The 17527-nt window shown below is 68.3% G+C and carries 12 protein-coding genes; 3 read left to right on the top strand and 9 right to left on the bottom strand.

Annotated elements, in window-relative coordinates:
- Window positions 1–26 precede the first annotated feature (26 nt).
- From Q1K09_RS08390 to Q1K09_RS08375, 4 genes are all read right to left on the bottom strand, one after another.
- Complete coding sequence (locus Q1K09_RS08390) at window positions 27–1703, bottom strand: gamma-glutamyltransferase (protein WP_300344644.1); 1677 nt, start codon at window positions 1701–1703, stop codon at window positions 27–29.
- A gap of 6 nt (window positions 1704–1709) precedes the next feature.
- Window positions 1710–2840 carry a DUF418 domain-containing protein gene (locus Q1K09_RS08385; protein ID WP_300344642.1) on the bottom strand — a complete coding sequence of 377 codons (1131 nt, stop codon included), beginning with the start codon at window positions 2838–2840 and terminating at the stop codon, window positions 1710–1712.
- Window positions 2841–2938: 98 nt separating this feature from the next.
- Window positions 2939–4153: a chromate efflux transporter gene (chrA, locus tag Q1K09_RS08380; RefSeq protein WP_300344640.1), complete on the bottom strand. Its 1215-nt coding sequence runs from the start codon at window positions 4151–4153 to the stop codon at window positions 2939–2941.
- Between the two features lie 113 nt (window positions 4154–4266).
- Window positions 4267–5007 (bottom strand): PIG-L deacetylase family protein, encoded by a 741-nt coding sequence (locus tag Q1K09_RS08375; protein ID WP_300344638.1) that lies wholly within the window; start codon window positions 5005–5007, stop codon window positions 4267–4269.
- A 242-nt stretch (window positions 5008–5249) separates the two neighbouring features.
- Between Q1K09_RS08375 and Q1K09_RS08370 the strand changes: the two genes are divergently transcribed.
- Both Q1K09_RS08370 and Q1K09_RS08365 read left to right on the top strand, forming a co-directional pair.
- On the top strand, window positions 5250–6776 hold the full coding sequence (locus tag Q1K09_RS08370; protein WP_300344637.1) for an HNH endonuclease signature motif containing protein: 1527 nt from the start codon (window positions 5250–5252) through the stop codon (window positions 6774–6776).
- Window positions 6766–7986, top strand: a complete 1221-nt coding sequence (locus tag Q1K09_RS08365) for a GDSL-type esterase/lipase family protein (protein ID WP_300344635.1) — start codon at window positions 6766–6768, stop codon at window positions 7984–7986. Before Q1K09_RS08370 ends, Q1K09_RS08365 begins: the two co-directional genes overlap by 11 nt.
- Here the strand turns inward: Q1K09_RS08365 and Q1K09_RS08360 are convergent.
- From Q1K09_RS08360 to mptB (Q1K09_RS08345), 4 genes are read right to left on the bottom strand one after another with little or no spacing between them, the layout of a single operon-like run.
- Window positions 7952–8911 (bottom strand): AEC family transporter, encoded by a 960-nt coding sequence (locus tag Q1K09_RS08360; protein WP_300344633.1) that lies wholly within the window; start codon window positions 8909–8911, stop codon window positions 7952–7954. The genes Q1K09_RS08365 and Q1K09_RS08360 overlap by 35 nt on opposite strands.
- Before the next feature lie 15 nt (window positions 8912–8926).
- Window positions 8927–10291, bottom strand: a complete 1365-nt coding sequence (locus tag Q1K09_RS08355) for a glycosyltransferase 87 family protein (protein WP_300344632.1) — start codon at window positions 10289–10291, stop codon at window positions 8927–8929.
- A gap of 2 nt (window positions 10292–10293) precedes the next feature.
- Window positions 10294–11955: a polyprenol phosphomannose-dependent alpha 1,6 mannosyltransferase MptB gene (gene mptB, locus Q1K09_RS08350; protein WP_300344630.1), complete on the bottom strand. Its 1662-nt coding sequence runs from the start codon at window positions 11953–11955 to the stop codon at window positions 10294–10296.
- Complete coding sequence (gene mptB / locus Q1K09_RS08345; RefSeq protein WP_300344628.1) at window positions 11948–13552, bottom strand: polyprenol phosphomannose-dependent alpha 1,6 mannosyltransferase MptB; 1605 nt, start codon at window positions 13550–13552, stop codon at window positions 11948–11950. The genes mptB (Q1K09_RS08350) and mptB (Q1K09_RS08345) overlap by 8 nt, the downstream gene beginning before the upstream one ends.
- Window positions 13553–13583: 31 nt before the next feature.
- Between mptB (Q1K09_RS08345) and orn the strand changes: the two genes are divergently transcribed.
- Window positions 13584–14177, top strand: a complete 594-nt coding sequence (orn, locus tag Q1K09_RS08340; RefSeq protein ID WP_366909212.1) for an oligoribonuclease — start codon at window positions 13584–13586, stop codon at window positions 14175–14177.
- Here orn and dnaE read toward each other — a convergent pair.
- On the bottom strand, window positions 14125–17523 hold the full coding sequence (dnaE, locus tag Q1K09_RS08335) for a DNA polymerase III subunit alpha (protein ID WP_300344627.1): 3399 nt from the start codon (window positions 17521–17523) through the stop codon (window positions 14125–14127). The two genes, orn and dnaE, sit on opposite strands and share 53 nt — an antisense overlap.
- Window positions 17524–17527 lie beyond the last annotated feature (4 nt).

The following is a 17527-nucleotide window of genomic DNA, read 5'->3' as shown; positions in this document are numbered from 1 at the left end:
GTTACTGCATCACCAGCGCCGCAGGCTCACTCCAGGATGCTGTGGGCGCCGTCGCGGCGCGGATCATCTGCCCCGCGGATCTCGCCGGATTCGTAGTCGACCTCCAGGATCTGCACCGAGCCGAAGCTGGCCTGCTCATCCGGCCACACCTCGGTCTCCCAACCGGCGTCCTCCAGCTGCTGGATCTGCGAATCGGTGTGGCTGGCCTCCAGGTAGAGGGTGTCCCCGTCGGCGCGGAACCGCGGAGACTCCACTGCACCGGCCAGATCAGCGTCCTGAAGCCCCCACTGGATCAGCACGGTGCCCAGGATGTTGAGAATCTGGTGGCCCCCGGGGCTGCCCAGCACCAGCTCGGGCCGGCCCTCGGAGTCCAGGACCATCACCGGGTTGGACCAGGTCACAGTCCGCCGCCCGGGCTCAGGTTCGTTGGCCGGGGAGTCGATGGCCTCAAACCGGGAGAGGTGATTGTTGAGGAAGTAGCCGTCCACCATCTGCCCGGAGCCCCAGAAGTACATGATCGTATTGGTCATCGAGACCGAGAGGCCGTCGTCGTCGACCACGCTGATATGGGTGGTGTTGGGGGCTTTGCCCCCGCCCGCCTGCGGCTGCGAGGCGCCCGAGGAGCTCAGATCGATGCTGGCGTTGGCCTCGGGGTCGATCATCTCCTCCACCGGCACCTGGACGAAATTGGGGTCGCCGAGGTCATTCATCACGCTCTCCTCGGCCACCAGCCAGGCCTGGGAGAGGGTGTCCACGTACTCGGCCGACCCAGGCTCCATATCCGCGATGCCCTGGGCCTCAGCGATCTGCAGCATCTGGATCATCGGAGCCCCGGGCAGCGACGGCGGCGGGGCGATGACCTCGCGGCCGGCGAACTCGCCGCGCACCGGATCGGTGATCAGCACCTCGTAGTCGGCCAGGGACTCCGCGTCGATGCCCTCGGCCTCACCGGCCAGGCTCTCGGCCAGGCCTCCGGTGTAGAAGTCCTCCGCCCCGTTGTCGGCCAAAGTCTCCAGGGTGGCGGCCAGCTCCTCCTGCACCAGCCGGTCCCCCTCACCCAGCGGCTCGCCGCCGGGGGCGTAGTGGTCCAGCTCGGTGAGCGCGTTCAGTCCGTCCGGCTGGGCCATGCGCTGGGCCAGGAAGCCGCTGATCTCGAATCCTTCGGCGGCCAGCTCGTAGGCCGGCTGCAGCAGCTGCTCCCACTCCAGGGTGCCGTAGTCCTCGTGCAGCTTGTCCATCCCCGCGACGAAGCCGGGGATTCCGGCACCGGAGTCGGGAATCTCGCCGTCGTTGCTGACCACTTCGCGGTAGTCATAGAACAGCGGCTCGCCCTCAGCTCCGGCCACGATGGCCGAGCCGCCCCCGCCGATCCCTGATGCGAACGGCTCCACCACGGACACCGCGAAGGCGGCGGCCACTGCGGCGTCGACGGCATTGCCGCCCTCAGCCAGGATCTGTTCGGCGGCGTCGACGGCCAGGGGGTGTCCGGCGCTGACTCCCTGATGCTGCAGGGTCTCCTCCACCGGCTCGGGCAGCTGCTCCGGCGGCTCCGGCTTCGCCTGACCCGGGGCTGCCTCGCCGGACTCGGCCGGCTCTGCCTGCGGCGGGGGGTCTTCAAAGAGGCCGCAGGAGGCCAGCGCCACGGCCGCGGCTGTCGTCGTCGCTGCCAGGGCAGCGGCCCGGGGTGCGGGGATGAGTCGCATAGCTGATCACACTCGCTTGGGGTGACGGGGATAGGGACGGTTGTAGGCGCGGCGGCGGTGCCGCTCGGGCGGGCGGTAGGTCACCTGCAGGAACGACGGCGGCCGGCGCAGCAGCGTCTCCAGCGGACCATAGCGGAGGTTGGCCATCCAGATGGTGGCGAAGACCACCAGCGCGGCGATCATCGCCAGGGAGATCCACAGGCCCTGCGCAGGGTTCTCCGGCGGTTTGGGCACCACCAGCGCAATGATCACCAGATGGGCGCAGTAGGCGGTCAGCGGCATCTGCCCGACGGCGACCAGGGCGCGGATTCCCTTGCCGGCCCTCGGCACCAGCCGCAGCAGGATGCCGATGGTCAGCGCGGCCGTGCCGGAGGCGCTGATCACCCACAGCGGCATCTGGGAATGCCCGAAGGCGGAGACCAGCCGGTCCCATCCCACCACGGTCTGATCCGGGTGGCCGAAGATGCGGACCAGCAGCTGGGCCAGCCCGAAGGCTCCGAAGCCGGCGATCGCTCCGCCGATTATCAGGCGCCGCTGCACCACCGGACTGCCCAGGGGCTGGCGGCCCAGCCAGACGCCGAGGAAGAACGGGGCGATCCACACCACCAGCGGATAGGGCCCAGAGATGACGATGGCGGCCAGGATCTCCGGGAGGCTGTCGCCGAACCGGGCGGGGTCGATCTGGAAATTTGTCAGCTGCCGCACCAGAATCCAGATCACCGGTCCGCCGAAGGTGGAGGCCACGGCCGCCCAGAACAGCCACCGCATGGGCATGCGCACCATAAACGCGGCCAGGAAGAACAGGGCGGCGTAGGTGGTGAGGATGACGTTGACGTCATGGTCCAGCAGCTGCAGCGCCAGGCCCAGCAGGAACAGCAGCAGCCCCCGCCACAGCAGGGTCGAGCGCCGGGTGATTCCTTTGTTCAGCGCCCGGCGGGCCAGGAAGGTCACCCCGATCCCAGCCAGCACCACGAACAGGATGGAGGCCCGGCCGTTGAGTGCGCGGATGATCAGTGAGGAGATGCCTTCAGTGGTGTAGGGACCCACATTGACCACGACCATGCCGAAGACGGCAAAGGCTCGTGCGACATCCAGCGCGTAGAGCCGAGCCGTCCCACGGGGCTGTGTGGAGACCATCAACCGAAGACACTATCCATATCGCCTGCTGTTTCGCTGGACAGACACGTGCGTGCCCGGCATCGGAGCGGCTGCCTCGGGCCTCTGAGGTGCGGGAATCAGAGCACCACCGCTCCGAGGACTCCTGCGGCGAGCACCACCGCCCAGGCCGGGACCCGCCAGCTGGTCAGGGCGATGAACGCAGCGATGGCGACTGCGAGAGCTTCGATGCCGACGTCGATGATCCCGGCGGTGAACACCGGGGTGTAGAAGGCCGCGGCCAGCACGCCCACCACGCCGGCGTTGAACCCCAGCAGAGCCTTGCGCGCGGTCTGGTTGCTGCGCAGCCGCTCCCAGAAGCTCACGCAGCCGACCACCAGCAGTCCCCCGGGCAGGAAGATGGCCAGCACTGCCAGCGCAGCACCGGGGATGCCTGCTGCGGAGGCCCCCAGGAAGCCGGAGAAGGTGAACAGCGGCCCGGGCACAGCTTGGGCGGCGCCGTATCCGGCGAGGAAGACATCGGGTTCGAGCATCCCGGTCTGCACTGTTTCGGTCTCCAGCAGGGGGAGCACCACATGCCCTCCGCCGAACACCAGGGCTCCGGCCCGGTAGAAGGTGTCCGCCAGTGACGCGGCCTCGTTTCCGGTGGCGGCGGCCAGCACCGGCAGCCCTGCCAGCAGGGCGAAGAACGCCACCAGGCAGGGAATGGCGACCCGTTTGGGCACGCGCAGCGGGAAGGTATCTGCCTCGGAGGGCTGCTCCTGGGGCGGACGCAGCCAGATCAGTCCGATAAGACCGGAGACCGCGATGGCGGCCACCAGCACGAAGGGGCTGGGCACCAGCAGCACGATGATGGCCGCCAGGGCTGCGATGGTGGCCCGTGGAGCATCGGGGGTCATAGTGCGCGCCATGCCCATCACAGCGTGGGCCACCACTGCCACTGCTGCGGCTTTCAGGCCGTGGATCCAGCCGGCGTCGGAGAGGTCCCCAGCCCAGGCCACGCCGTAGGCGAAGGCCACCATGAGCAGCACCGAGGGCATGGTGAAGGCGAACCAGGCGGCGAAGAGACCGCCCCAGCCGGCACGCTGCAGGCCCAGGGCCATGCCCACCTGGGAGGAGGCCGGCCCGGGCAGGAATTGGCACAGGGCCATCAGATCGGCGTAGGCCTTGTCGGTCAGCCACCGGCGTCGTTCTACCAGCGCCTCACGGAAGTAAGCGATATGCGCCACGGGACCGCCGAAGCTGGTCAGACCGAGGCGGAGGAACACCCAGAAGACCTCCCAGACGGTGCCGGGACGCTCGTGGCCTGCTGGCGATGGTGCGGGTCCGCTCACGAGTATCTATGAGATCACGGTCCGCTCTCCGGTGCACAGCGGCGTGTCCCCGGGCGGCCAGGTCTCGGGTGCACAGCGGCGTGCCCAGACCGCTGGCTGCTGCCTCGGCCGGCTCACTGCATTCGGTAGGCCGCCACCGCCAGGGCATGGGAAACCCCCGGCGCTGGAGCTCGGCGGGCCGCCTGCGCCGTCATCTCCTGCAGCGTGGCGCGGGCGTCGAAGTCCCCGCCGAGGGCCTGCAGGTACTCGCGGTGGGCCTGAAGCGATGCGATACCGCGCTCCAGGCTGGTGCCGGTGACATCGATCAGGTGGTCCGGCACCGCCGGGTTGGGCACCAGCAGCCAGCGCGCACCCCAGGGTTCAAGGCCCTCCTGCTCGAGCAGCTCGCGGAAGACCCAGGGGTTGTCGGCGTCCCGGACGGCATCGACAGTGGAGAGTCCGGCAGCCCGGTGGTCTGCGTGATTGAGTCCCCATTCGACCTCCAGGGCCCACGGCTGGGTGACCACGACCTCAGGCCGGACCCGTCGGATATGCCGGGCAATATGCCGCCGGGTCTCCAGCGAATGGGTGAGCATGCCGTCTGGCAGGTCCAGGATGGTGAGGTCCTCCACGCCGACGGCGGCGCAGGCTGCCCGCTGCTCCTCGGCGCGCAGCGCAGCGACCTCCTCCGGGTCCCGGCTGCGCATTCCGGCCTCGCCCGCTGTAAGCAGCAGGTAGGAGACCTCGATGCCTAAGGAGGTCCACCGGGCTGCCGCGGCGGAGGCCCCGTACTCCATATCGTCCGGGTGCGCGACCACGCACAGAACTCGTCGGACGTCGCTGTCGTCGAAGAAGGGCAGTTCAGTCGGTGACATGTGCCCATCAGACCACGGCTGGTCGCCGGACCGATAGGGGGCCGGACCCGACCAGTGTCCGCATGCGGTCGAACGTGGGCGGCCCCGACCTGCTGCTGAGGGCACGCTCACCCGAAACTCATTCGCATCGAAATGGACTCCGCAGACCGCGCTCAGTATGGGAACACACTGTGCGTCACCTACTGACACCATCATCCACCACATCACTTGATTTTCGTCACATTCGAACATATAATCGAATCATGGGTACGCGGCAGGACACCCCTGAGGAGAGCCTCGGCACCCTCGCCGAGGTTCAGCGGCAGCTGTATGCACTGGAAGCGCGCCGCAGCAGGCTGATACTGCGCGCCGTGGACTCCCGCGTCGAGCAAGAGTGCCCCGAGGGCGAGGCCCCGGAGGCGTCCGCCGAGGCCCGGCAGCGGCACGCGGTGGTGCACAACGCTGCCGTCATGGAGGTGGCTTCGGCGCTGAACCTCAGTGAGGGCATGGTGCATCGGATATACGATGAGGCGCGCACGGCTCGCAGCATCCTCCCGGAGTGCTGGCGTGCTTTCCGGGCCGGACGAATCGGTGCCTACGCCGTGGGCCGGATCTGCCGGGCGGCCGAGCAGCTGCGGCAGCCGGAGCATCGCGATCATCTGGATGTGCTGGCTTCCGAGTATGCGGCCAGCCATCGGCCCGCACAGCTGAATGCCTGGCTGCGGCGCACCGCGGCTCGGATGGAGCCGGAGGCCCATAGGGAGCGTTCCGCGCGGACAGTCGCCGACCGTCAGGTATGGGTGCGCCACGGGGAGGACGGGGTCAGCCTGCTCTGCCTGGTGCTGCCGACGCTGACTGCGGAGAGCATCGCCCGGCGGCTCCAGGAGGCCGCCCGGTCGCCGCAGCGGCCCGTTCCCCACGATCCCAGTGTGCTCGCACTCCACCAAGCAGCCGGCACCCACGTGGAGGCGGGGCCTGCGCGGGGTCTGGACCAGGGTGATCCGGAGACATTCCGGCTCCCGGAGTGGCTCAGCTTCGGCCCCCACGGGTCCCGCGAGCGCAGGGCATCAGATGACGCACCCCGCCCGGCGGCACCGGATCCCGCTCAGCTGCTCGAACCTCCGCGGAGGAGAGCCGACGGCGACCCCCGCACCGTCCGCCAGCGGGAGGCCGACCTGGCCGCAGCGTGGCTGCTCAACGGCGATCCGGCAGAGGGCGAACCTGATCTGATGATCCGCCCAAGCGCCCACATCGGTGTGCTGATATCGGCTGAGGCACTGGTGGGCATCACCGAGGACCCCGCGGTGCTGCGGGATCGTTCCCAGGCGGTGCGCGCGGCGGCTCTGCGCGGTGTAGTGGCTCAGGAGCTCGCGCTCAGCCGCTCCGGAGCCGGCACCCGCTCAGGACCCCGCCGCGGACCCAGCACCGAACAGCTGCGCTGGCACCAGCTGCATGTGCGGCCCCGCGAACCAGATCCCCCGCCCGAATCGGATTCCCCACCGGCTGCCCCAGACGCAGACCACCTGCGAACCCGGGCTCCGGATGTGCTCAGTCACCACTACACCGGTCGGTTCGTACCGCAGATACTGCGGCAAGCCATCAGCTTCCGTGACGGTGTCTGCCAGGCACCTGGCTGCACGGTGCCGGCCGAACGCTGCGATGTGGACCATCGCGTCCCGTGGGAGGAGCGCGGCAGAACGAGTGCAGGCAACCTGTGGCTTCTCTGCCGGCGGCACCATCGCCTGAAGGGGCACGGGTACCTGAGTACACTCAGCCTTCATGAGTGCTGAGATGCTGATCACCCCGGTGACCCCTGAGTTTGTGCAGGGTGCCGTGGATCTGGAAGTCACCGAACGCGGGCTCATGCCGCACCGACTCACTCCGGCCGCACGTCGGCACGTCAATGGGCCGGTGGATCCCACCGTCTTCTCCGATCCGTCCGGGGTGCGCCTGCGGCTGCGCACGGCCGCGGAGGAGCTGACCCTGGTGACATGGCCGCAGAAGCGGATCACCGAAGGTCAGCCGGACGGACCGCCTCCGGTGTACGACGTGTGGCGCAGCAGCTCGCCCGACGGCGAGGCGGACACGCTGCACGCCCAGCTCACAGCCGAGGGCGGCACCTGGGTGGTGCTGGATCCGGTCACCGGCTCCGAGATCTCGCGGAAGGAGACCCGTCCGGCTCAGCTGCGCATCAGCGGTCTCCCGGCTCGCCCCACCCTGCTGGAGATCTGGCTGCCGTATCAGGAGTGGACCACTCTGGTCGAGTTCCGCTCCCCTGCCCCGGTGGAGCCGGCCGGCCCTCGCCCGGGCGCCCTGCGCTGGGTGCACCACGGCAGCTCGATCAGCCACGGTGCGGTCACAGTGGGGGCCTCCCACGCGTGGCCCGCCGTGGCCGCCCGCACCCTGAGCGCAGCCTCCTCCCCGGTGCACCTGACCAACCTCGGGTTCGCCGGCAACGCCAAGCTGGACCCCTTCACAGCACGCACGCTGCGCGAGATCCCGGCTGATGTGATCACCCTGAAGCTCGGCATCAACGTAGTCAACGGAGACTCCCACACACTGCGCAGCTTCACCCCGGCAGTCCACGGCTTCCTGGACACGATTCGTGAGGGCAGGCACGCCGAGACTCCGCTGGTGGTGATCTCGCCCATCTGGTGCGGGATCCACGAGGACACCCCGGGGCCGGTGGAGGCTTACACCGCCCGGGACTCCCACGGCGGGACCATCTTCAGGGCGCTCGGAGATCCGGCAGACACCGCCCGCGGGCGCATCACGCTTCGGATCCTGCGTCAGGAGCTGGAACGGATCATCGCCCTGCGCCGCGAGGAGGACCCCCACCTGCATTTCCTCAGCGGACTCGAGCTCTACGGCGAGTCCGATGCCGCCACGCATCCCTTCCCCGATGATCTGCACCCTGACACTGCCGGGCACCGGCTCATCGGCGAACGCTTCGCAGACTGGGCGCTCAGAGCAGGATTTCCGCCAGCAGCGGCAATGTGACCAGGCTCAGCCCCGTGCTCAGCACCAGAACCGCCGCCGCGAGCCGGCCGTCGCCGTCGTACTCCTCGCTGAAGAGAAAGACGGTGGTCGACGACGGAGTCGCCGCCAGGATGATCAGCGTGCCCGCCCAGACCGGTCCCAGCTGGTCATAGAAAGGCAGCACCGCCAGCCAGGTCAGCAGCGGCAGCGCCAGCAGCTTCGCCGCCGCACCCAGCAGCACCGGGGGCACCGGCACTCCCCCGCTGCGCACCCCCTGCAGAGCCGGGTGCAGAGCCAGGCCCACGCAGAACAGCGCCAGCGGAACTGCTGTGCCGCCGAGCATGCCCACCGGCTCGGAGATCAGCTCCGGCAGCGGCAGCTCCGCGAAGACCACCAGCAGCGCCAGCGCAATGGCAGAGAACATGGGGTTCTTCAGCACCCCGCGGCGCAGCACCGGCCACAGCCTGGTCCGCCAGAGCTGATCGGGAGGGGAACCCTGGGTCTGGGCCAGGGTCCGCACCACCGGGTATCCATTCATATAGACGACGTTGTGGATCATGTGCACGAGTCCTGCCGCCAATCCGGCCTCCGGGCCGAGCACACCCAATGAGATCGGTATCCCGAAATAGCCCACATTGCCGAAGGTCCCCGCCAGGGAGGTCGGGGCCGCCTGATCGCCGGGGCGGCCCATCGCCCGGCTGAGCAGATACACCGCCACGGAGAGCGCCGGGGTCACCGTCAGCACGATCAGCGGCATCGCCCATGGGAACGAGCTGATGGGCGGTGACTGCGTCATAGTGGAGAAGAGGAACGTCGGCAGTCCGAAGTAGAAGACGAATCCGTTCAGATAGGGCGAGGCCGAACGGAACCGGTCCGAGAACCCGGCGCAGAAGCCCAGCAGGGTGATCAGAAACAGCGGGGCGACCGCCGCAAGCATCTCAGCCATCGCGCTCCCTCCCCACTACCAGCGCAGCGTTAGACGACGTCGCTCGCCCAGCCCTGGCAGGGTGAAGACATCCTCGCGTCCGGCCACCGGGCCGGCCAGCGGGTCACTCTCCGATGCCGGCTCTGTGGAGTCGTGTGCTTCCAGCTGGGCTGTGCGGACTGCATCCGCCTCCGGGCGGAGGATATCGCGCACCACCAGCACCATCAGCCAGATCACCGCCCCCATATGCGCAGCGATCCCCAGCCCATAGGCCATTTCCACCAGGAGGTGACCGCCGCCGAAGGCTCCTCCGGAGGTGATCTTCGCGCTCATCATCCACACCGCCGCCCAGTGGAAGACCTCAGCGGCCTGCCAGACCACGAATACCCGCAGCCGCGGGTAGGCCAGCACCGCCAATGGGATCAGCCACATCACAAACTGCGGGGAGTAGACCTTTCCCAGCAGGATGAAGCTGGCCACAATCAGCAGGCACAGCTGGGCCAAGCGCGGCCGCTGCGGAGCCGCCCAGGCCACATAGGCGATGCCCAGACAGCAGATCAGAAACAGTCCGTTGGACAGCAGAGAGAAGCCTGAGCCCTCCAGCGGCAGCCAGGTGAAGGCAAGCCACATGGAGGAGAAGCTGACCTCCCGTTCGGAGGAGAACCGGTAGAACGTGGCCCACTGATCGAACTGTGTCACCATGAACGGGAGATTGACCGCCAACCAGCTCGCCGAACCTGCCGCCAGCACAGCGGCCGCCGAGCGCAGCCGCCCGGCGCGCACGCACAGCACCAGCACCGCGCCGAAGAAGAACAGCGGATACAGCTTCATCGCAGCGCCCAGCCCGAGCAGCACTCCGGCCCAGACCGGCCGTCCCCTGCCCCACAGCAGCAGGGCGAAGGACCCCAGGAAGACTGCCCACATATCCCAATTGATGGACAGCGTGAGAATGATGCCCGGCGCTAGGGCCACCATCAGTGCATCGCGACGGCGGCTGCGTGCCGTGGAGGCCGCCGTGATCAGCACCACCGCCGCCCAACAGGCGACCACGGCCAGGTGGTTCAGATCGTAGAAGACCAAGATCCGCTCCGCGCCGGAGCCTTCGCCGGGCACCAGCTGCGCCAGCACTCCGGCCACCACGGCGAGGAGCACCGGATACTCCATCACCTGGTTGCGCGGCACATCATCGACAAAGGGGAACAGCCCCTCAGCCAGCCCCCGTTCGGTGAACAGCAGTGAGAAGTCCGAATAGCACATGTGGATGTGCTGGTCCGGATCGCTCCATCCGTTGACCCGGCACCACTGCACGGCCAACAGGGAGAGCACAGCTCCGATGGCAGTGGCGGCCAGCAGCACACACAGCAGCGGTGCTCTCCGGCGGGGTCGGGAAGACAGGCTCACTCTCACCGGGCTTTCTGGTAGACATCAGCGGAGGCCCAGGAGACATCGGGCGTGGACAATTCTCTCAGGCTCAGCCAGCCGTCGGCGGCATTCCAGCGCTGTGAGTCGCGCCTCATGGTGAACAGGCTGGTGGTGTTCGGGTCGAACAGCACAATGTAGAGCAGATACAGGGCGGCGACCCCGATAGCGATGCCCTGCACCAGCAGGGTGTCCAGCCACTGGGCCACCGAAAGCTGGCCGACCATCGGCAGCAGCGTCATCACAGTGATCAGCAGGATCGTCAGCACCAGGGCCCGGCCCCGGTAGACGTGGACCACCGCGAACAGCGGCAGGATCCACAGCACGTACCAGGGCTGAATGACCGATGAGGCCAGCACCACCGCGCTGAGGCCATAGCCCGCCCACAGCAGCGGGTTGCCCAGCCGCGGTCGCAGCAGCATCACTGTCAGCACCACTGCCGAGACCAGCCTGGCGGCTCCATAGGCCCAGGCGGCCACGGTCGCAGCCTCGACTCCGGTGACCAGGGCGGCCAGATGACCCAGCCCCAGCCCCAGCAGACCCACTGGAGCAGCCTGGAAGGCGGCGGATCCGGCGGCGAGCGCGGCGGTGAACCAGCCCAGCCCCACGCCCAGCAGCCAGCCGCCGCCGCCGAGCAGAATCACCGCCAGCGACCCGGCGAAAGCCCATTCACGGATGCGGAGGAGATAGCTGGAGGTCTCGCGCAGCGTCAGCAGCACCGCGAAGGGCAGCACCACGATGGCGATCGGCTTGATCGCCACTGCCGCCACCAGCAGCAGGACCGCCAGCAGGCGCCGTCGGCGCAGTGCGTACCATGCGCCGGCAAGCATCAGACCGATCATCAGAGCGTCATTATGGGCAGCCGGAATGAAGACGATCAGGCTCAGCGGATTCAGCAGGCAGATCCACAGCGCCCACCCCGGCCGGGAGCCGAAGGCCCGGGCCAGCAGCGGGATGATCAGCAGCATCAGCACGACGCCGAAGACCGCCAGCAGGCGGAACAGCAGAATGGAGATCTCCGGGACTCCCCCGGAGACGAACCATACGCCGCGGGCCACCAGCAGGAACAGCGGGCCGTAGGGCGAGGGGGATTCGGCCCACAGGTCGTCAGCCCCGGCTGCGAACCATCCCGGAAGTTCGGAGACGCCTGTCTCATAGGGGTTCAGTCCGGCATGCAGCACACCGCCCTGCGCCCAGTAGGAGAAGACATCCTGGGAGAACACCGGGAAGCACAGCAGCAGCGGGCCGGCCCACATCAGCAGCGCTCGGCGCATCACCTGGACACTGCCCTCATCCCAGGTCTCCACCCGCTGGCTCAAACGCAGCCAGGAGCGCATCAGCAGCAGCGCTCCGAAGGCCAGCAGCACCGCGCAGCAGATCACACCGGCTGTGGTGGTCCGCAGCGGCAGCAGAGCCGGATGCACCGCCAACCAGGAGGCTGGGGTCATGATCAGGTAGCCCACACCCCAGGAGCCGACCATGATCATCAGCGCAGCCAGCAGGCCCTGGCGCAGGGTGTGGGAGACCTCACCCTCCGGTCCGCCGATCAGCCAGGAGGTGGCCCGGGCGCTGCCCAGCCGCTCGCGCAGGGCCACGGCGAGGCGGGTCACTGGGTTGTCAGGGAGAACCCAGCTGCGCTCAGCCACGTCTGTCGGCCTCCTCCGCCGACTCCGGTGCGGGGCGGACTGCGTGCAGCTCGCTGGTGCTCTGCGGCGGCTCCTCCGGCGCCGCATCGGCCCGCCAAGGCATCCGCAGACGCAGCCGCGGCAGGTTCCAGCCCTGCCACACCACCCAGCGGGTGCCGGGGTCAACGGTGGCCATCAGGGCGATGCAGATCCAGGAGACCGCCAAGGAGAGGGCGGCCATCTGGTGGTCCAGCTCCAGGAACTGATAGATGGAGAGCTGGTCCGCTGCGCCGAAGGCCAGGAAGAACGCCACGGTGAAGACCACCCATTTGAACTCCCAGCCCCGGCGGATGCCGGTCACCGCGAACAGCGGCAGCAGCCACAGCAGGTACCAGGGCTGGATGACCGGGGACAGCACCACAATCGCAGTGAACGCCCAGGTCATGCGCTGGACGATATGCTCCTCGGATCCGCGGAACATCAGGTAGAGCACCACCAGAACGCTGAGCACCCGGCCGATCAGCCGCAGCGTGTCCAGCGTCCAGTAGGTGGGGATGCCGAAGGCCGAGAGCACCGCGGTGAACCATCCGTGGGCGATGGCGATCGGCGACCAGAAGGTCGCCCCGCTGCCGGTGCCGACCAGAACAGTCAGCCAGCCGAAGCCGTAGCCCTGCACCAGACCGACCACCAGCAGGACTGCGCCGGCGATCCCGGCGGTGGCGAACCAGATGCGGAACTTCCTGGCCCAGGAGGAGCCCGGACCGGCCCAGAGCAGTCCGATGAACGGCAGCAGCACCATGGTGATGGGCTTGATGCCGATGGACACCACCACCAGCAGGGTCGCCAGCACTCCCCTGCCGTGGGCGGCCGCCCAGATCCCGGCCAGAGCGAAGCCGACCATCAGCGCATCATTATGGGCGCTGGAGACGAAGCTGATGATCAGCAGAGGGTTGGCCACGGTGATCCACTGCGCCCGGGCGGCGTCGACCCCATGCAGAGCCGCCAGTTTGGGCACCCAGTACATGATCATCACCACCCCGGCTGCGCAGGCGAGGCGGAACAGGATGATCGCCATATCCGGGTTCTCCCCGGAGACGGCCATCACCGCAGCCTCCAGCCACAGGAACAGCGGCCCATAGGGCGTCTCGTCATGGGCCCAGGTGATATCGGTGCCCAGGTGGAACCAGTTGTCCAGCGTGGAGACCCCGGTGGTGTAGGGGTCTTCGCCGGCCAGCACCAGCCTGCCCTGGTTCAGATAGGCGAAGACGTCGCGGGAGAAGATCGGCAGCACCAGCAGCTGCGGAGCCGCCCACAGCGCGGTGGCGATATTGACTGTGCGCAGGCTCCCGGGCGGCCAGTCGCCGTCGTTGTCCGGGCCGCGCAGAGCCCGTCCCAGCCGCAGCCAGGCGCGGAACATCAGCCAGCAGCCGGCTGTGAGCACGACTGTGCTGAAGATGACGCCGTCGGCCTCTGTGCGCAGCCGGATAGCCCACTCCCAGCGGGCGATCGGTGAGATGGAGACCAGCCAGCCCACGCCGAGGGACCCGATGAGGACCATCAACGAGCCGATGAGACCTTCGACGAGGGGTCCCCGGGCCCGGGCGCGCTGTGTGATCATTGTTCAGAGTCTATCTGGGTAAGGTGTTCGGGTGACTGAGACGCAGAACGATTCCACTGCAGGTCGCCGGCAGGCTTCAGCCGGTGACTGGTCCGGCCGCATGGTCTGGATCGATTGCGAGATGACCGGCCTGAACCCCGAGCAGGATGTGCTCATCGAAGTGGCCGCACTGGTCACTGACGCTGACCTCAACGTGCTCGGCGAGGGGGTCGACGTCGTGATCCGCCCGGAGCCCGAGGCCCTGGCCGGAATGCAGAAGGTGGTGCGGCAGATGCACACTGACTCCGGCCTGCTGGCGGAGCTGGAGGACGGCATCGCCCTAGAAGCCGCAGAGAAGAAGGTCCTGGAGTATGTCACCGCCTGGGTCCCGGAGGCTCGGGTCGCCCCGCTGGCGGGCAACTCAGTGCATGCCGACCGGGCGTTCCTGCGGGTGGGGATGCCCACTCTGACCGAGCATCTGCACTACCGGATCATCGATGTCTCCACTCTGAAGGAGCTGGCCCGCCGCTGGTACCCCGAGGTGCTGGCTTCGGCGCCGAAGAAGACCGGAAACCACCGGGCCCTGGGCGATATCAAGGACTCCATTGCAGAGCTGAAGCACTACCGGCAGCATCTCTTCGCTTAAGCGCACGCTCCCACTCGTTCCACATCTGCTTCAGGTCCCAGGCCTCCTCCGCCTGGATGGAGACGCCGCGCTCGCCGGTGCGCCGGGTGCGTCCGCGCACCACCATCAGCTGGGTGCCGAACAGCAGCGGCCCGGCCTGCTGCTGGGCTTCCTCGAAGAAGGCGGTGTCCGCGCATCCGGTCCCGTCCTCCAAGCTGATGAACACCGTGCGCCGGCCTGAGCGCATCGGCGGAGTCTGGGTGGCCACCCGAATACCGGCCACCAGCACCTCTGCGTTGCTGCGCAGCTGCAGCAGATCCGCTGCCGGGGTGACGCCGAGCTCCTCCAGAAGCGGTCGGTAGGTCTCCACTACATGTTCCCCCACCTCGGTGGAGAGCCCGTCCAGCTCTGCGGCGGTGCGCTCAGCCTGGGTGGGGTCGGGCACCGAGGCGTCCAGCAGCTCCGCATCGCTGAACAGCAGCGGCTGCTGCGGATCCGGCTGAGCGGCCGCCGGCCGGCGGTCCGAGGCGGTGAGCTGACGCACATAGCTGATGATGCTGCCCCGGGCGGCGGCCTCGGCCTCAGCGGGGAAGAGACTGTCGAACGCGCCGAGTGTGGCCAGGCGCAGCATCACTGGGCGGGAGAGCCTGGCCCGCTGGTAGAAGTCGGTGACCGACTCGTAGGGCTGATGCTCCACGATTCGGGACATCTCTGCCTCACTGAGGCCCCGAACATCACGCAGGGAGAGCCGGATCCCCTTCTCCTGGGCGCTGATCCGTTCCACCCGGTAGTGCTCGGTGGAGACGTTGACGTCCAGGGGCAGCAGCGAGATCCCCATGCGGCGGGCCTCTGAGACCATCAGCCGCCGCGGATACATCCCGGGATCGTGCTCAAGCAGACCGGCGAGGAACTCCACCGGGTAGTGGGTCTTCAGCCAGGCGCTCTGATAGGTGGGCAGGGCGAAGGCCGCACCGTGGGCTTTGCAGAACCCGAAGCTGCCGAAGCCGCGCAGGGTCTCCCAGATCCGGTCGATGTCCTCATCGGTGAAGATCCGGGCGCCGTCGTCGTCGAACTGCTGCGCAGTGCGGGTGCGGAAGCTGTGTTCGATCTGGTCCACGTCCTGCTCCATGCGGCGGCGCAGCTCATCGGCCTCCGCCAGGGAGACCCCCATGGTCTCGTGCAGGATCCGCAGCACATGCTCGTGGTAGATCACTACCCCGTAGGAGTCCTGGAGGAACTCGCGGAACCGCGGGTGGAGGTAGTCGATGCGCTCATAGCCATGCTTGCGGCTGATATAGGGGGTGACCATATTGCCCTTCATGGGCCCCGGCCGGAACAGGGAGATATCGGCGATGAGGTCCTCATAGCGGTCCGGCTGCAGCTTGCCCAGCAGCTCGCGCTGCCCCGGAGACTCAATCTGGAAGCAGCCCAGTGTGTGGGTGGTGCGGATCATCTCGAAGGTGGGCTCATCGTCATGGGGAAGGGCATCCAGGTCCACCCGGCCGTCAGCGGAGACATAGGGGGCATCCACCGGCAGTCCGCCCTCCACCGCGGCGGCCTCCCCATTGACCCGGGCGATCTCTTCGACCGCATAGGCCAGACTGGACTGCATCCGGACTCCGAGCACATCGAGCTTCAGCAGGCCCATATCGTCAATATCGTCCTTGTCGAACTGGGACATGGGCAGCCCGATCCCCGAAGGCTGGGTGGGCGTGACCGAGAGCAGGTCGCTGTCGCCGAGGATGACCCCGCAGGGATGCATCGAAATATGCCGCGGCAGCCGGTCCAGGCGCTCAGTGAGGTCCACCAGCATCTCCAGCTGGGGTTCGTTCTCCACCAGGGAGGCGACCTCCCGCAGTTCCGGCCGGCTGCTGAGCACCTGACGGAACTCGGAGGCGTTGAACCGCCAGATGCTCTCAGCGATCCGGTCCACCTGCTCGGGCTCCAGGCCCAGGGCCAGGCCGGCGTCGCGGGCCGCCCCGCGGGCCCGGTAGGTGTTCTGCATGGACAGCAGCGTCACCCGGTGGTGGCCGTAGCGCTCGAAGATCGCCTCATAGACCCGGTGCCGCTGGGCCGATTCGATGTCCACATCAATATCCGGCAGCGTGCTGCGGCTGCTTCCCAGGAAGCGTTCGAAGAGCAGATCATGCTCCAGCGGATCCACATTGGAGATCCGCAGCAGATAGTTCACCAGGCTTCCGGCCCCTGAGCCGCGGGCCTGGACCCGGACGTTCATCCCGCGGATCAGACCCACTGTCTCTGCCACGGCCAGGAAATAGGTGTCGAATCCGAAGTGGGCGATAGTGCGCAGCTCCTCCTCCAACCGGTGGTGGATGCGCTCCAACTGGGCTGCCCCCGCCTGCGGATAGCGTTCGGCCACCGCCTGTTCGCAGCGCTGACGCAGCACATAGGAGGGTTCGTCCTCCACCCCGATGATCTCCAGCTCGGGCACTTTCGGGCGCCGCCAGCCGATATCGGTCTGCGGGTCCAGCCGGCAGCGATCGGCCAGCCGCTCGGTGGTGCTGAGCAGATCCACCGCGGCGTGGCGCGGCAGTCCGGCGTACTCGGCCACGGTGAAGGCCAGCTGGTGCATCATCTCGGCAGGCTTCAGCCAGGCCTGGGCGTTGGGCTGGGGCTGGAAGTCCCCCAGCGGCAGCAGATGGGCCGCGGCGTCGAGCACATCGGCGGTGACGGCGTCGTCGGGCTGGAGGTAGCGCACTGCGTTGGTGAGAACTGCCGGGGCCTCCGCTTCGGAGGCCAGCCGGAGCATCCCTGCGGCGTGGGCGAGGCTGGCCCGGCTGCCGGGTTTGGTGTGGTGGCAGACGATCTCCAGCGCCACCGCCCCGGGCAGCTGCTGCTGCCACTGAGTCAGCAGGTCCCGGGCGCGGCTGGTGCGCCCTGCCAGCACCGCCTGCCCGACGTCAGAGTCCGGACCCAGCAGCACAGTGCCGGCCGGGCCCTGCTCCTGGGCGAGGAAGACTCCGGGGCTGCCGCGGCGGAGCCAGGCCCGCCGGTGGGCGGTGCCGTGGGCGGTGTGGCCGGCTCTGCGGCGGGAGGAGTGGGCTGAGGAGATCAGCCGCACCAGAGCAGCCCAGCCGGCACCGTGGTTGTGCCCGTGGGCCAGCACCGTGATCTCGGAGAACTGGTCGTCCTCCTTGACCCGCAGGTTCGCCCCCACAATAGGGGCCAGGCCCGCCTGGAGGCAGGCGCGGATATGGCGCACGGCTCCGTAGATGCCGTCGCGGTCGGTGATGGCCGCCGCGCCGGCTCCGGCATCGGCGGCAGCCTCCACCAGGGTCTCGGGGCGGGCGGTGCCGTGGTGGGCGGAGAAGGCGCTGGCCACGTGGAGATGGGTGAACTGAGGCATACGG

This window comes from Nesterenkonia sp. (assembly GCF_029265375.1).
In the GTDB taxonomy this organism is placed as follows: domain Bacteria; phylum Actinomycetota; class Actinomycetes; order Actinomycetales; family Micrococcaceae; genus Nesterenkonia.
This window is presented reverse-complemented; position numbering and strand designations above follow the sequence as displayed.

Excerpts from the sequence above, each read along its gene's own strand:
- mptB (WP_300344628.1), bottom strand. The coding sequence starts at position 13,552 with ATGATCACACAGCGCGCCCGGGCCCGGGGACCCCTCGTCGAAGGTCTC.
- Q1K09_RS08370 (WP_300344637.1), top strand. The coding sequence starts at position 5,250 with ATGGGTACGCGGCAGGACACCCCTGAGGAGAGCCTCGGCACCCTCGCC.
- Q1K09_RS08360 (WP_300344633.1), bottom strand. The coding sequence starts at position 8,911 with ATGGCTGAGATGCTTGCGGCGGTCGCCCCGCTGTTTCTGATCACCCTG.
- Q1K09_RS08365 (WP_300344635.1), top strand. The coding sequence starts at position 6,766 with ATGAGTGCTGAGATGCTGATCACCCCGGTGACCCCTGAGTTTGTGCAG.
- dnaE (WP_300344627.1), bottom strand. The coding sequence starts at position 17,523 with ATGCCTCAGTTCACCCATCTCCACGTGGCCAGCGCCTTCTCCGCCCAC.
- Q1K09_RS08385 (WP_300344642.1), bottom strand. The coding sequence starts at position 2,840 with ATGGTCTCCACACAGCCCCGTGGGACGGCTCGGCTCTACGCGCTGGAT.
- Q1K09_RS08390 (WP_300344644.1), bottom strand. The coding sequence starts at position 1,703 with ATGCGACTCATCCCCGCACCCCGGGCCGCTGCCCTGGCAGCGACGACG.
- Q1K09_RS08375 (WP_300344638.1), bottom strand. The coding sequence starts at position 5,007 with ATGTCACCGACTGAACTGCCCTTCTTCGACGACAGCGACGTCCGACGA.